13 protein-coding genes are annotated in these 13,669 nt (G+C 62.5%); 4 read left to right on the forward strand and 9 right to left on the reverse strand.

All coding sequences use genetic code 11. The annotated features are described in order from the left end of the window. Window positions 1-93 precede the first annotated feature (93 nt). The 9 genes from C0606_11210 to C0606_11250 all read right to left on the reverse strand — a co-directional run bounded on the left by C0606_11210 (window position 94) and on the right by C0606_11250 (window position 8,765). Window positions 94-576 carry a protein nirH gene (locus C0606_11210; protein PLX37076.1) on the reverse strand — a complete coding sequence of 161 codons (483 nt, stop codon included), beginning with the start codon at window positions 574-576 and terminating at the stop codon, window positions 94-96. Further along, a complete protein-coding gene (locus C0606_11215; protein ID PLX37077.1) occupies window positions 573-1,052 on the reverse strand; it encodes an AsnC family protein in 480 nt (159 codons plus the stop codon). The genes C0606_11210 and C0606_11215 overlap by 4 nt, the downstream gene beginning before the upstream one ends. Further along, window positions 1,049-2,077: an Lrp/AsnC family transcriptional regulator gene (locus C0606_11220; protein PLX37078.1), complete on the reverse strand. Its 1,029-nt coding sequence runs from the start codon at window positions 2,075-2,077 to the stop codon at window positions 1,049-1,051. The genes C0606_11215 and C0606_11220 overlap by 4 nt, the downstream gene beginning before the upstream one ends. Continuing rightward, window positions 2,074-3,249 (reverse strand): protein nirF, encoded by a 1,176-nt coding sequence (locus C0606_11225; protein ID PLX37079.1) that lies wholly within the window; start codon window positions 3,247-3,249, stop codon window positions 2,074-2,076. Before C0606_11225 ends, C0606_11220 begins: the two co-directional genes overlap by 4 nt. Continuing rightward, the gene (locus C0606_11230) at window positions 3,246-3,557 is read right to left on the reverse strand and encodes a cytochrome C (protein PLX37318.1); all 312 of its coding nucleotides are present in this window, start codon (window positions 3,555-3,557) and stop codon (window positions 3,246-3,248) included. The genes C0606_11225 and C0606_11230 overlap by 4 nt, the downstream gene beginning before the upstream one ends. A gap of 31 nt (window positions 3,558-3,588) precedes the next feature. Beyond that, window positions 3,589-4,377 carry a uroporphyrinogen-III C-methyltransferase gene (cobA, locus tag C0606_11235; GenBank protein ID PLX37319.1) on the reverse strand — a complete coding sequence of 263 codons (789 nt, stop codon included), beginning with the start codon at window positions 4,375-4,377 and terminating at the stop codon, window positions 3,589-3,591. A gap of 182 nt (window positions 4,378-4,559) precedes the next feature. Then, window positions 4,560-4,988 (reverse strand): copper-binding protein, encoded by a 429-nt coding sequence (locus tag C0606_11240; protein ID PLX37080.1) that lies wholly within the window; start codon window positions 4,986-4,988, stop codon window positions 4,560-4,562. A gap of 88 nt (window positions 4,989-5,076) precedes the next feature. Continuing rightward, window positions 5,077-6,888: a cytochrome C552 gene (locus C0606_11245; protein ID PLX37081.1), complete on the reverse strand. Its 1,812-nt coding sequence runs from the start codon at window positions 6,886-6,888 to the stop codon at window positions 5,077-5,079. 230 nt (window positions 6,889-7,118) lie between these two features. Continuing rightward, complete coding sequence (locus C0606_11250) at window positions 7,119-8,765, reverse strand: nitrite reductase (GenBank protein ID PLX37082.1); 1,647 nt, start codon at window positions 8,763-8,765, stop codon at window positions 7,119-7,121. Between the two features lie 242 nt (window positions 8,766-9,007). Here C0606_11250 and C0606_11255 point away from each other — a divergent pair, with 242 nt between their 5' ends. Genes C0606_11255 through C0606_11270 form a run of 4 tightly spaced genes read left to right on the forward strand, consistent with a single transcriptional unit; the run spans window position 9,008 to window position 13,668 of the window. Beyond that, window positions 9,008-9,460: a cytochrome C gene (locus tag C0606_11255; GenBank protein PLX37083.1), complete on the forward strand. Its 453-nt coding sequence runs from the start codon at window positions 9,008-9,010 to the stop codon at window positions 9,458-9,460. Window positions 9,461-9,475: 15 nt separating this feature from the next. Further along, a complete protein-coding gene (locus C0606_11260) occupies window positions 9,476-10,846 on the forward strand; it encodes a nitric-oxide reductase large subunit (GenBank protein PLX37084.1) in 1,371 nt (456 codons plus the stop codon). A gap of 24 nt (window positions 10,847-10,870) precedes the next feature. Continuing rightward, on the forward strand, window positions 10,871-11,698 hold the full coding sequence (locus C0606_11265) for an AAA family ATPase (protein PLX37085.1): 828 nt from the start codon (window positions 10,871-10,873) through the stop codon (window positions 11,696-11,698). Between the two features lie 14 nt (window positions 11,699-11,712). Next, on the forward strand, window positions 11,713-13,668 hold the full coding sequence (locus C0606_11270) for a nitric oxide reductase D protein (protein PLX37086.1): 1,956 nt from the start codon (window positions 11,713-11,715) through the stop codon (window positions 13,666-13,668). Window position 13,669 lies beyond the last annotated feature (1 nt).

The raw sequence follows: 13,669 nt of genomic DNA on the forward strand, positions 1-13,669 counted from the left end.
TTCCCGAAAAGTTGGCAGACTTTTCGGACAAGAAATCGCGTTAAACCGAAGTGTTAGAGCGTATCGAGTGATCCGGTGATCACGAGAAATGCTCTAACCAGCGAAGCGCATGCCGGTCTTCTTGAGGATCCGCTTCGAATATAGAATTTCATGGGCTCGGCAGGCGGGCCCGATCAGCTCGGCGATGCGCGCAACCTTGGCCTCGACATCGTCGCGCGTCGCGCCGTGTACCATGGCGAACAGATTGTACGGCCAGTCAGGCAGATGGCGCGGCCGGCGATAGCAATGGGTGACGAAATCGAGCGCACCGATCTGCGGCCCGAGCTCGGCCAGCGCCTCGTCGTCGACATCCCACACGCTCATGCCGTTGGCGGTGACGCCGAGCCGGTAGTGGTTCGGCACCGCGCCGATGCGGCGGATGATGCCCAGATCGAGCATCAGCATCAGCCGTTCGCGCACCTCATCCACCGGCAGGCCGACTTCGGCGGCAATCGCATGGTACGGCTCGGTCTCGAGCGGCAGGCCGACGGACGTCACCTTGAGGATGGCGCGGTCCTTTTCGTCGATTTCCGTCATAGCGCCACCTTGAACTCGACGAAGTATTCTTCTTCCTTCGGGAAGGCGAACACATCGAGTCCCGTTGCCTGCTCGATCTCGCGCACCACCTCGTCGACCCGTTCGGGCCGTTCGGCGGCGATCACGAACCACATATTCAGCCGATGATCGCGCGCGTAATTGTGCGCCACCTCGATGAAGCCGTTGACGATTTCCGTGACCTCTTCGTAGCGCTCAGCCGGCGCCGACAGTGCGCACAGGCAGAAGCCGCCGCCCATGCGGTCGGCATTGACCATCGGCCCGAAACGCGACAATGCGCCGACTTCGAGCAGTCTGCGCACTCGGTCGATCAGCTCCCGCTCGGAAATACCGAAAGGAAGGGCTGCGACGGCAAAGGGGCGCGTGCAAAGCGGGAATCCGCCCTGGAGGGTGTTGATGATCTGACGATCGAGATCGTCAAGCTCCGGGCGCTCCGCCGACCGTGCATCCCCTGTCATCGCGCACTCCGCTTTCTGGCCGCCTGAGCGCTCCCGAGACGGGCGCCGCGTTGCTTGAAGCAGCGGGTCGAGAACAGCACCGCCTGAGGAACATCGCCAACCTCGTGCATGCGGTTCAGGTCGGCGATCACCTCACGCGCCGCCGCGCGTTCCTTGGCGTGCACCATGACGAAGAGATTGTACGGCCATTGTGGCGCGGCCGGACGACGGCGGTAGCACAACGTCACGGCCGGATGCTGCGCGAAGCGACTGCCGAGCTCGTCGACCTCGACCGGATCGATCTGCCACACAGCCATCGCGTTCGATGAGAAGCCCACCGAATGATGCCGCACGACAATGCCCAGACGGCGCACCACACCGGCGCCGATCAACACCTGCAGCCGCGCAATGACGTGGTCCTCGCTCGTGCCGAGCCGCTTCGCAATCGCCGCGTAAGGCCGGTCGACCAGCGGCAGGCCGTCTTCGATGGCACGGATCAGGCCGCGATCTTGCGCCGTGATCACCGAGGTGTCGGGCGAGCACTGCGCCTTCCAGTCCTTCGCGCGAGACGCCTTCAGACCGTCGATCGGGAAACCGAGATCGATGTGATAGGCGCATTCGATCGGCAGATCGAGCACGGCAAGTCCTGTGTCTTCCTCGATACCGGCAAGCGTCGCATCGACCGCATCGCGATCGGCGCCGGTCACGACGAACCACAGGTTCAGATCGTGTTCGCGCTGATAGTTGTGATTGACGCCGGGATAGCTGTTGACCCGTTCGACGACCTCGTCGAGGCGCTCGTCCGGCACCGCCATCGCGGCCAGTGTGCTGGCACCGAGCGTGTTGGGCGCAAGCACGGCACCGAGCCGCGTCGCCGTCCCTTCCGCGATCATGCGCTCAAGACGCAGCAGGACGTCGTCCTCGCTCAATCCTAGCGGCACGCCGAGCGCCGTGAACGGGTAATGCACGAGCGGGAAATCGCGCTGCCACTTGTCGATCAGCAGCTTGTCGATCTCGTCGAGGAAGGCACGGGGCTGGAAGTTCATAGTCCGGTCCTGTGTGCGCGCGCCGTGAAGAAGATGCCGCTCGGTTTCGTCGCCGGCAGCTCGGCCTTCTTCTTGAACGTCGTGGTGTCGTAGATGTCGATCCGGTCCGCATCGCGCACCGAGATCCAGACCTCGTGGCCGCGCGGCGCGAATTCCATGTGCAACGCCGCCGGGCCCGGCTCGAACTGATGCACAATCTTCTGGCTCGGCACATCGATGACCTGGATGATGTGATTGTCCGGCAGGGCGAAATTGACCCAGACCTGACGCCCGTCCGGCCGCGCCATCGCGAACACCGGCTGGCCGGCGACCTTGACCCGGCCGATCTCGGTGAACTTGGTCGCATCGACGATCAGCACCTCGTGGTGACCGACCGCCGGCAGGTAGAAGCGGTCGCCCGCAAGCGCCCAGCCTTCGAGATGCGGCATCTTGTAGACGGGCAGCTTCTGGGTGCCCTTGCCGTAGTGATCGAGGATCCGTTCGACCTTCAGCTCATCGGCCCACAGATCGATATGCGCCAGACCATCCTCGCCGAACAGGCCGGCGATGTAGTGCCGCCCGTCGCCGGTGACCAGCCCGTCATACGGGTTGGCGCCGATGCCGCTGAACTTCGTGACCTTCGGCGTGTTGCCGCCGGAAAAATCCGCGATCCAGGTCTCGCCCGCATCCCACAGCGAGAAGACGAAACGACGGCCCGGCGCATCGACGAGACCGACAGTCTTCGACTGTTCGCCCGCATTGCCGTAGGTCGCGGGGATATCGGCGACCAGCTCGAGCGTATCCGAATTAAACACCTTCACGCCGCCCGGCTCGTAATTGGAAACGGCGATCAGCGTGCCGTCGTCGGAGATCGCGCCGCCGATGGCGTTGCCGCCCTGCACCACCCGGTTGGCGATGCTGCGCGTCAGGATATCGACCTTGGTCAGCCCGCCGTCGCGGCCAAAGACATAGGCGTAGCGCTCGTCGCGGCTGTAGACGACGGAGGCATGCGACAGGTCGCCGAGCCCCTCGACGCGGCCGAGAATGGCGTGATTGGTGGTGTCGATGACGAGCACCGACCCGGTCGCCCGCTCGACGATGACGCCGAGGTCGCCGGTCCCGCGCAGATCGTCCGCCAGCAGCGTGGCCGGCAGGAGAACAAGCGCAACGAGAAACGCAACCAGTGTCTTCATTCGATATGCCCCTCCTTCAGGGCACGGGAAATCCACGCGACTTCAGCTTCGCTCAGAAGCGGCCGCCAGGGCGGCATCGCCGTTTCGGGAATGCCGTCGAGAATGATCAGATTGAGGGTTTCCTCGTCGAAATCGGCAAGCGCCTCTTTCGTGAGCGGCCGGCCGAGCCCGCCTTTCATGGTCATGCCATGGCATGAGCCGCAGTCCTGGCGGACGAACTCGGTCAGCTCCGCAATGCGCTCCGGCGTAAGATCGGCACCGGTCGCGATTGCCGGCACGGCCGCTGACGCGGTTCCCGCGACGACCATGGCGGCCAGCAGGGCGCGCAGCGGAAACGCCTCAGACATAGCAAACCTCCCGCGCCACTTGGACGATCTCGGCGGGCAGAACGTTGTCCTGCGAGCGATAGAGCGTCGCAACCTCGCCGACAACGAACAACACCGGGGCTTCGAAGGCACCCTCCGCGACGTCCGCGGTGATGGCGCCGAGCGATGACAGCCGGACGCTCTGATCGGCGCGGCTCGCCCGCGACACCGCCAGCACCGGCGTCGTGTGGGCGCGCCCATGCGCGATAAGGCTCGACGTGATCTCGGCGATGTTCGCGTGGCCCATATAGATCACCAGCGTCGTATGCGGGTCGCAAAGCCCCTGCCAGTCGAAGTCGAGCGGCTGGTCGGCGCGACAGTGACCGGTGATGTAGCGAACGGAATTGGCGAGCCCGCGGTGGGTCAGCGGCACGCCGGTCGACGCGGACGCGCCCTGCGCGGCCGTGATTCCCGGAACCACATCGAAAGGCACGCCGGCCGCGAACAGCTCCTCGGTTTCCTCGCTGCCGCGCCCGAAGATGAACGGATCGCCGCCCTTGAGACGAACCACGTCGCGACCGTCACGCGCAAGCTTGATCAGAATACGGTTGATCTCGTCCTGCGGAACCGGATGGTGCCGCGGAGCCTTGCCGACCGGCACGCGTTCGGCATTGGGCGAAATCAACGCCAGAATATCGTCGGAAACCAGCCGGTCGTAGACCACGACATCGGCATCGGCGAGAAGCCGGAGCGCCTTGACGGTCAGCAGGTCCGGATCGCCCGGACCGGCACCCACCAGAGTGACTTTTCCGATAGTTTTCATCCCGATCGACATGCCAATCGGTCTCCTCGCCCCGTCTCGTCCTCGTGATATCACCATCGACCGACAGGGCATGGGTCACCTTGACTATTGTCAAGGATACCAATTCCAGGCCGGTCAACAGGGAGCTAACCTGTATTCGGCCCTGGCGCGACAGTGAAAACCCTAAGGTTCAGGCTCCAGGTTTACGGCTCGACCGTAACTGTTCCCGTCATGTCGTCGCTTTTCCAGTGCGGACTGCAGACATAGGGGTATTCGCCAGGCGGCAGATCAAAGGTCATCTCGAGAAATTCTTCGGGGAAAAGCCGCGGTTTCGGATCTGCCTCGCGCTCGTTGAACCACACATCGTGGCTGGTGCGCTTGTCGACATTGACCCAACGAACCGTCGTGCCCTGTTTCACTGTGATGTGTTCCGGGCAGAACGTGTACTTGTAGGTCATCACCACGGTGAACGGCTCTTCCGACGACGCTTTGCCGTAGAGCTTCTGATAGCGCTCCTCGGCCTGGGCGCAGATTTTCGGGATCTTGGTCTTGTCGCGCACGGCAAGCGACGGCGTGGCAAAAACACAAACAAGGCCGGCGGCAAGGCCGGCCAGGACGAGCTTCGAGTTCATCGCGAAAACTCCTCTCCCGCTGGTCTTCTATCGGCTCGGAAAAAAGCCGATGGGCGGCCGGACATCATGCCCGGCCGCCCCGGTGTCATCACTGACCGACGACGTTGATCTCCGCTTCCGGATTGTCCAGCCCAAGCGTGAACTCGAGCGAGACGTGGTGGAAACGGGCGTTGGCATAGTCGTCATGGATCGCGAAGCCGACCATGTAGGTCTTGCCGGCTTCAAGGCTGATGTCGCCCTTTTCGGCCGACGTCAGCGGACGCTTCAGAACCACGGTCCACATGCCGCCGTCGAGCGAGCCTTCAGCCTCGACCTGGACGCCGGCATTCATGTCGCGCTGCATCAGAACCTGACCGTTCTCGGCCTTCGCGCCTGAACGATAGCGCATCAGATCCAGGAACGTCCCGGCTTCGACGAGAGCATCGATCTCGCCCTGATCCTTCAGCTTGTCCCAGCCACCGCGCACCTTGCCGCGACGGCCGGCCACTTCGACCTTGGTCCGCGATTCGGCGATGTACTTGGTCACGCCGTCGTGCAGATCGATCCGCCCGGCCACATCACCAGCACCGCCAAGCGCTTCCGCATCGGGTGCATCCGGCATACGGCGCGAGTCGTGGTGGCAGGTGACCCAGCAACCGGCCTGCTCGGCATACTCGATGCCCGTGCCGGCGATCATCATCGCGACCTTGACCTGGTTGTCCGGATCCATCTTGCCACCGTCGACGAACGGCGCCGGCGCATGCTCCCCATCCATCCACTGGAAGCGCAGATAGAGGTTGTCGGCATCATGCGTGGCCTGAACCGTCGTTTCGATGAACGGCCGCTTGCCCGGGATCGGCGTTTCTTCCGCCTTCTCGCCGGACACCAGCTTGGCGCCCATGTCCTTCACTTCCTTGGCATGGCAGGTCGAGCACCGATCGCCAGCCTTGGTGACGGCACGCGCACCACCATGATCCTTGCCGGTCTGGATCCACTCGAACGACGTCTGCCCCGGGTAGAACAGCGTGACGGCTTTGCCTTCCACGGCATCCCAGTTGACGTTGCCGGCAACGCTCTCGCCCTTGTCGGCAGCCGCATCGGCGGCAGGGGCCTCCGCGACGACGGTTCCGCCATCGGCCGCGATCTTCGCGCGTTCAGCGGCAACCGCTTCGGCAACGGCCTTGTCGACCGCGCTGCTGACCGCACGCTCGATACGCGCCTTGGTCGCTTCATCGGCGGCCTTGGCTTCGGCTTCGGCCTTGGCAGCTTCCTCGGCTTCGCGTTCCTGGACCTTTTTCAGGCTGGCGGTGAAGATTTCCGGCACGTCGCGGACGAACGCCGGATTCGGCTTCTCGAGCGCTTCCAGCTCTTCCTCTTCGAGGAGGTCGCGGATGTGCTTGTGCGCGATGCCCTTGTGGCAGTCGATGCAGGTCTGGCCGGTTTCAAATGCGTTCAGATGCTGCTGGCGGGCACGCGGGCGCTGGAACTCCGGCGCCATCGATTCGAAATTGTGGCAGTTGCGGCATTCGCGCGAGTCCGTCTGCTTCATCGTGCTCCAGACGTTCTTGGCGAGTTCGAGCCGCTTGGCTTCGAATTTTTCCGGCGTATTGATGGTGCCGGTAATCTTGCCCCAGACTTCCTTCGACGCCTGGATCTTGCGCACCATCTTGTGCACCCACGGATCCGGCACGTGGCAGTCCGAACAGACCGCGCGAACACCAGTGCGATTCTGATAGTGGATGGTGTTCTTGTATTCCTGATAGACGGTGCTCTCCATCTCGTGACAGGAGATGCAGAACTCCAGCGTGTTGGTCGCTTCCATGGCGGTGTTGAAACCACCCCAGAATACGATGCCGGCCAGGAACAGTGCCACGCCACCGCCAATCGATGCGCCGAACAGCCACCGCCGTCCCTTGCTCATACCGCCGGCGTTACCCGCCTGTCCCCCAGCTCGATCCGATCCCTTCGTCTCGGGCATGATCTTTCCTCGCGTCAGTCCGCTGCAACGCGGCCCCTCACTGAAAACAATAAACCGCGCCGGTCCGTCCCGGACTCTAACGCGGTCTCATCGCAAATCTCAAATCTGGTCTTCCCCCCGCAGGGGTGGAAAGGACGGGCACGAGGCCCGTCCTCCCGTTTTGGACACGTCGATTATGTGACGTGGTTCGTCCGGTTGTAGACGTTGAACTTGCCGGTCGGCGCATAGAATCCCGGGATACGGGTCTTCTCTTCGAGAGTCTTCGCATCGAAGATCACGATCTCGCCATTCGGCTCAAGCGACGTCGAGCGGTTCCAGACCGAAACCCAGACTTCCGAGCCGTCCTTGTTGAACTCGATATGGACGGCCGCATAGCCTTCCTTGTCGGTCAACTGGATCGTCTTCACGATTTCGCGGGTCTTCTTGTCGAAAACCTGGATCGACTGCTGCACTTCCGGTTCCGGATGCTTGGTCTGGTCAGCCCAGACATAGTCCGAAGTCGGATGGGTGCGGATGAACAGGCCCGGCCCGTCCGTCTCGACCGTGTAGCAAACCTTCCAGGCCTGGTCGGGATGACCTGCCGGATCGTTGCCCCAGACCGTCACCGTGCCTTCGCCCAGATGGGTCGTGCCACCGACCGGACCGCATTCCGGATCGTTCCAGTTGGCGCCCGGTCCCGGATGCGGAAGCTTGCCGACGTCTATCAGAGCTTCCTTCTTCTGGGTCTTGGAGTCGACCACGGCGATCTTGTTCGAGGCGTTTGCCGCGATCTGGAAGTACCGGCCCGTCGGATCGAAGAAGCCGTCGTGCAGGAACTTCGCGGTGTTGATCTTGGTCGTCTTCAGATTGTCGAGGTCGGTGTAGTCGACCTGCCACATCTGGCCGAGTTCCTTGGCAGCAACCAGGAAGGTCGACTCGTTCGGCGTGGTGTAGATCGCCGCAACGCGCGATTCTTCGACATAGTCGCCGTCGATGTTGACGCCGCGGGTGGAGACCACCTTCAGCGGATCCATCGTTTCGGCATCGACGATCACGAAGTGCGGAGGCCAGTAACCACCACCGATGATGTACTTGCCATCGCCGGAAACGGCGACGTCACGGGCGTCGTAGGCCACCTGGACTTCGGCAACGCGCATCTTGTCCGGCGTCTGCCACAGGTCGATCTTGGTCAGCTTTCCGTCACGACCCATCGTGTACCAGAAGCGGCCAGGATACTTGGCATGCTCGACGTTGTGATGCTCGGTCGCCTTGATCACGTGCACCGCGTAACCGGTGTCGAGATGGGCAACGATCTCGTGCTTGTCACCGTCGACGATGGCAACCTTGCCGGCGTCACGTTCGATAACGACGAAGAAGTTTTCCCAGTTGCGGCCATGCAGCGGCTTGTCCGGATAATCGGCCGGCTCGACATAGACCTTGCGGCGCTCTTTCATCAGAGACAGCGACATCTCGGGCGGCTTCGGCGCATCGAGCTGGATGTAGGTCGCCATCTGGCTGATCTGCTCGGGCGTCAGCACGTCGTCGAAGTTGTTCATGCCGCCTTCGGTGCCGAGCGTGATGATCTTCTCAAGGCGTTCCTGGCCGAGCTTCAGAGTGCTTTCCGGCTCGAGGTTCTTGCCCGTCGCGCCTTTGCGCAACACGCCGTGACAACCAGCGCAACGCTGGAAGTAGATCGTCTTTGAACTCTCATACGCTTCCTTGGACAGCTCCGGAGCCTTGGCGTCCTGCGCCAACGCGCTGCCTACGCCCCCAATCAGCGCGAGCGAAAAACCGGCACTCGCCAGGAGAGCGGCCTTACGCAGTGTTTTATTCGTCTTCATCACCAGTTCCCTCGGTTTCAGGGTAGACGGCCGGAGCGTCGATCCGATCGGGTCTTTCCTCCTTGACCAAAGTCAAATTTTATCTGAAGAACTGGTTTCTCCTTTATTTTCAGAGATATACGCTAACTTTTTCCAAGCTATCCACCGCCTTCGGGAACTGCTTGACTTTCGTCAAGGAAGCAATGCCCGTCAAACGTAGCGTGCAAGGGTGATGGGGACTGAATCCTCTGAAGGAGGAGTTAATGAGCGAAGGTTTCACAAAGTCACAGGCCCGAAACATCTTCTATGGGGGGTCTATTTTCTTTCTCGTTGTCTTCGTATTGATGACAGCACATAGCCATAGCTACATCGTCAACACTTCGACCGACCATGCCGGTCTCAGTGAGTCGGTGGAGCGCGGCAAGCGGGTTTGGGAGGTCAATGCCTGTATTGACTGCCACACGATTCTGGGTGAAGGCGCCTACTTCGCGCCAGAGCTTGGCAACGTGTTCCTGCGCTATGGTGGTAAAGACGATCCGGACGGCGCTAAAACCGCCATCAAGGACTGGATCAAAGCCCAACCGACGGGGATCGAGGGCCGCCGCCAGATGCCGAAGTTCGACCTGACCGAACAAGAACTCGACGATCTCGCCGCGTTCTTCGAGTGGGTGAGCCGGATCAATACGCAAAATTGGCCGCCGCACGAAGCCGGTTAAGGGAAGGACGAAGCCATGAAATACGAAAGTCAGAAAGTCGCTTACGCCTACTTTTTGGTCGCGATGATCCTGTTCGCGGTGCAGGTCACCGTGGGCTTGATCGCGGGCTACATCTACGTGGTGCCGAACTTCCTGTCCGATCTGCTTCCGTTCAACATCGTACGGATGCTGCACACCAACTCTCTGGTCGTGTGGTTGCTGCTCGGCTTCTTCGGCGCCGCCTACTACCTGATACCCGAGGAAACGGAACGTGAGATCTACTCGCCGATGCTCGGTTATCTGCAGCTGCTGATCCTCGTGCTCGGCACTGCCGGTGTGGTCGTCACTTATGTGTTCGACCTGTTCCACGGCAACTTCCTGCTCGGCACCGAGGGCCGCGAGTTCCTCGAACAGCCACTGTGGGTGAAGCTCGGCATCGTCGTCGCCGCGTTGATCTTCCTGTTCAACATCACGATGACCGTGCTGCAGGGCCGCAAGACAGCCGTTTCCAACGTGCTGCTCCTCGGCCTGTGGGGCATTGCCATCTTCTTCCTGTTCTCGCTCTACAACCCGGCCAACCTCGCGCTGGACAAGATGTACTGGTGGTACGTCGTCCATCTGTGGGTGGAAGCCGTGTGGGAACTGGTGATGGCCGCCGTGCTTGCCTTCATGATGCTGAAGCTCACCGGCGTTGACCGCGAAGTCGTCGAAAAGTGGCTCTATGCCATCGTCGCGCTTGCCCTGTTCACCGGCTTGCTCGGCACCGGCCACCACTACTACTGGATCGGCACCCCGGGTTACTGGCAGTGGGTCGGCTCGATCTTCTCCGCGCTTGAAGTGGCGCCGTTCTTCGCCATGGTGTTGTTCACCTTCTCCATGGTCTGGAAGGGTGGCCGGGATCATCCGAACAAAGCGGCGATCCTGTGGGCGCTGGGCTGCTCGACGCTTGCCTTCTTCGGCGCCGGCGTGTGGGGCTTCCTGCACACGCTTGCCCCGATCAACTACTACACGCACGGTACCCAGATTACCGCTGCCCATGGTCACCTCGCTTTCTTCGGTGCCTATGTGTCGCTCAATCTCGGTATCATCACCTTCGCGATGCCGCACCTGACCAACCGGGCACCGTACAACCAGGTGCTGAACATGCTCAGCTTCTGGCTGATGTCCGGCGGTATGGCGTTCATGACCTTCACCCTGACCTTTGCCGGTGCGGTTCAGACCCACCTGCAGCGCGTCAACGGCGAATACTTCATGGACGTCCAGGATCAGCTCGCGATCTTCTACTGGATGCGCTTCGGCTCAGGTGCCGTGGTCGTGATCGGCGCCCTGCTCTTCCTGTACTCGGTCCTCGTGCCGCGTTCCACGGAAGTGATCTCGGGTCCGGCTTCTGCTGCCCCGGCCGAATAAGGCCAACCAGAAAAGGCACATGCAATGAGCCTTACGACATCCGACAGGATCGTCTCCAGCGGGGAAGGGAGCGACAGCTCCCTTCCCTTCTACTCGCCGACCGCCGACGAGTGCGCGATCTTCGAAACCGCCTACCGCAACAAGCTGCCGCTCCTGCTCAAGGGACCGACCGGCTGCGGCAAGACCCGGTTCGTCTCGCACATGGCCGCCCGGCTCGGCCTGCCACTTCACACCGTCGCTTGCCATGACGACCTCACCGCCGCCGACCTCACCGGTCGCTACCTATTGAAGGGCGGAGATACGGTCTGGGTTGACGGGCCGCTGACCCGCGCCGCGCGCGAAGGCGGCATCTGCTATCTCGACGAGGTTGTGGAAGCGCGCAAGGACGTCACCGTCGTGCTGCATCCGCTGACCGACGATCGCCGCATCCTGCCGCTCGATCGCACCGGCGAGATCCTCGAAGCACCCGACAATTTCATGCTGGTGGTGTCCTACAACCCCGGCTACCAGAACATCCTGAAAACGCTGAAACCGTCGACCCGGCAGCGTTTTCTGGCCCTTGATTTCACCTTCCCCGCACCCGACCGCGAGGCGGAGATCGTCGCCAAGGAAAGCGGTCTCGAGATTAACCGCTGCAAGGCGCTTGTCCGGTTGGCCGGCAAGATCCGCGAACTCGCCGGCCAGGATATCGAGGAAGGTGTCTCGACCCGCCTGCTCGTCTATTGCGCCAGCCTCATTCGCGACGGCTTGACCATGGAGCGGGCCATCCACGTCGCACTGATCGAGCCGATCACCGACGACAACGACGTCAAGCGCGGTCTCGCCGACATCGTCGTCGCCGTCATCGGCTGACGTGGGGGTCGCCCATGTCCGGCATCAACTTTTGGGAACCGGAAGAGGCCATAGGCACGCTATGGCACCGCTTCGTCGAAAAACTCGACGAAACGCCGCGTTTTCCCGAAGCTGCCGTGACGCTGGAGACCATGCGCACCCGCCTTAGCGTCTTCTTCCACGGACTTGGCGGCGACAAGGGTGTCGAAATCGTCCAGGCCGTCAAAAGTGAATCGGGCCACCGGCTGTCGTGGCGCCGCCGCCTCGGCCGCGCCAAGGAGCGCGAGGAACGCCCGAGCTATGACGGTGAGCGGCTTTCCCTGCCGCAAAGCGTCGACGCGTTCCCCGAGAAAGACCTCAACGAGGCACTCTTCCTGTGGGTAGCAGCCTGGACGGCCTTTGCCGGCGAAGCGCCGGAACTACCGCCGGGCAAGTTGCGCGCCGACATCGCCACGCTGCGCTACTCGCTCGAAGTGACCCGCCGAACCCTCGACGCCTGCCCCGGCCTGCGACCGATCTACGGACGCCTGTGCAAATCGCTGCGCGAAACCCGGCCGCGCTGGAAACTTCCGCCGGAAGAAGCCGCGATGGAGACGGTCGTTCGCCATCTCATCGGCGAGCAGGCTTGCGTCGAGGACGAAGCGGTCGCCCGCCTCCTGGCGGCCGTGAGCAATGACGATATCGACCTCGCCGACCTCAAGCCTGTCAGCGGCTATCGCCCGTTCCGCCCGATCGTTCTGTGGCCGGACCACCGCCGGCTGGCGACCTCCGGCCGACGTCAGCGCGAGGACGCGGATCCGGCCAGCAACAAGGCGAGCGAGGAAAAGGAACAGTCGCAAAAGAAGCGGTTCCGCGCCAAGCGGCAGAAGTCCGACGAGGCGAACCGCCGCGACAGCATCATCCTGCACCGGTTCGAATCGATCCGCTCCTGGGCCGAATTCCTCAACATCAACCGCACCATTGACGATGAGGAACCGGATCAGGCGCGCAAGGTCGCCGACGATCAGGACGAAATCGGCCTGGTCGAAACGAAGAAGCGGCCGGCGACCCGGCTCGCCTTCGATCTCGATCTGGCGCCCGAAGACGTCGACCGCGAGCGGCTCGCCGGAGAGCATCTCTACCCCGAATGGGACTATCGCAGCAGCTCCTACCTGCCCGAACAATGCCGGGTGCTGGCTACTGAAGCCGATAAGGTTGAGGCGGTGCCGAGTTTCCTTTCCGCCCCCGAGACCCGCAAGCGTATCCGCGCCGTCAAGCGCCGCTTCGAGGCGTTCCGGCCGAAGCGCATACAGTTCCATCGCCAGCCCGACGGCAACGAGCTCGATATGGAGGCGCTGGTGCGCTCCTACGTCGACATCGCCGCCACCGGACAGGGGTCCGACCGCATCTACACCACGACGCGCACCGAGGCCCGCGACCTCGCCGTGCTGACCCTCGTCGACACATCGCGCTCGACCGAAAGCGTGGTCGAAGGCCGTCCGGTCATCGATATCGCCCGCGAGGCGCTTATCGCGCTGTGCCACGGCCTCGACGCGGTCGGTGACGACCATGCGGTCTATGCATTTTCATCGCTGCGCCGAGATCGGGTCTATCTCAGCCGCTGCAAACGCTTCGATGAAAAGACCGGACCCGGCGTCGAGGCCCGCATCGCAGCCCTCAAACCCGGCTTCTACACACGGCTCGGCACCGCCATCCGGCACGCATCGAGCGAGCTGTCCAAGCGGCCGTCGCAGCACCGCCTGCTGCTGGTGCTCACCGACGGTAAGCCGAACGACCTCGACCACTACGAAGGCCGCTACGGCATCGAGGATACCCGCCGCGCCGTTCTTGAAGCGCGTCGCCTCGGCCATTCGGTCTTCGCCATCACCATCGACAAGCGGGCGCGCGATTATGTGCCCCATGTCTTCGGCCGAAACGGCTACGCGATCGTCTCCCACCCCGCGAAGCTGACAGAGGCCCTCCCCCTGCTCTACAGGCAACTGGTGCAGTAAT

It is taken from the genome of Hyphomicrobiales bacterium, from assembly GCA_002869065.1.
GTDB lineage: Bacteria > Pseudomonadota > Alphaproteobacteria > Rhizobiales > Rhodobiaceae > Rhodobium.

Coding starts and splice junctions, on each gene's coding strand:
- C0606_11210 (PLX37076.1), bottom strand. CDS start 576: ATGACGGAAATCGACGAAAAGGACCGCGCCATCCTCAAGGTGACGTCC.
- C0606_11215 (PLX37077.1), bottom strand. CDS start 1,052: ATGACAGGGGATGCACGGTCGGCGGAGCGCCCGGAGCTTGACGATCTC.
- C0606_11220 (PLX37078.1), bottom strand. CDS start 2,077: ATGAACTTCCAGCCCCGTGCCTTCCTCGACGAGATCGACAAGCTGCTG.
- C0606_11225 (PLX37079.1), bottom strand. CDS start 3,249: ATGAAGACACTGGTTGCGTTTCTCGTTGCGCTTGTTCTCCTGCCGGCC.
- C0606_11230 (PLX37318.1), bottom strand. CDS start 3,557: ATGGTCGTCGCGGGAACCGCGTCAGCGGCCGTGCCGGCAATCGCGACC.
- cobA (PLX37319.1), bottom strand. CDS start 4,377: ATGAAAACTATCGGAAAAGTCACTCTGGTGGGTGCCGGTCCGGGCGAT.
- C0606_11240 (PLX37080.1), bottom strand. CDS start 4,988: ATGAACTCGAAGCTCGTCCTGGCCGGCCTTGCCGCCGGCCTTGTTTGT.
- C0606_11245 (PLX37081.1), bottom strand. CDS start 6,888: ATGAGCAAGGGACGGCGGTGGCTGTTCGGCGCATCGATTGGCGGTGGC.
- C0606_11250 (PLX37082.1), bottom strand. CDS start 8,765: ATGAAGACGAATAAAACACTGCGTAAGGCCGCTCTCCTGGCGAGTGCC.
- C0606_11255 (PLX37083.1), top strand. CDS start 9,008: ATGAGCGAAGGTTTCACAAAGTCACAGGCCCGAAACATCTTCTATGGG.
- C0606_11260 (PLX37084.1), top strand. CDS start 9,476: ATGAAATACGAAAGTCAGAAAGTCGCTTACGCCTACTTTTTGGTCGCG.
- C0606_11265 (PLX37085.1), top strand. CDS start 10,871: ATGAGCCTTACGACATCCGACAGGATCGTCTCCAGCGGGGAAGGGAGC.
- C0606_11270 (PLX37086.1), top strand. CDS start 11,713: ATGTCCGGCATCAACTTTTGGGAACCGGAAGAGGCCATAGGCACGCTA.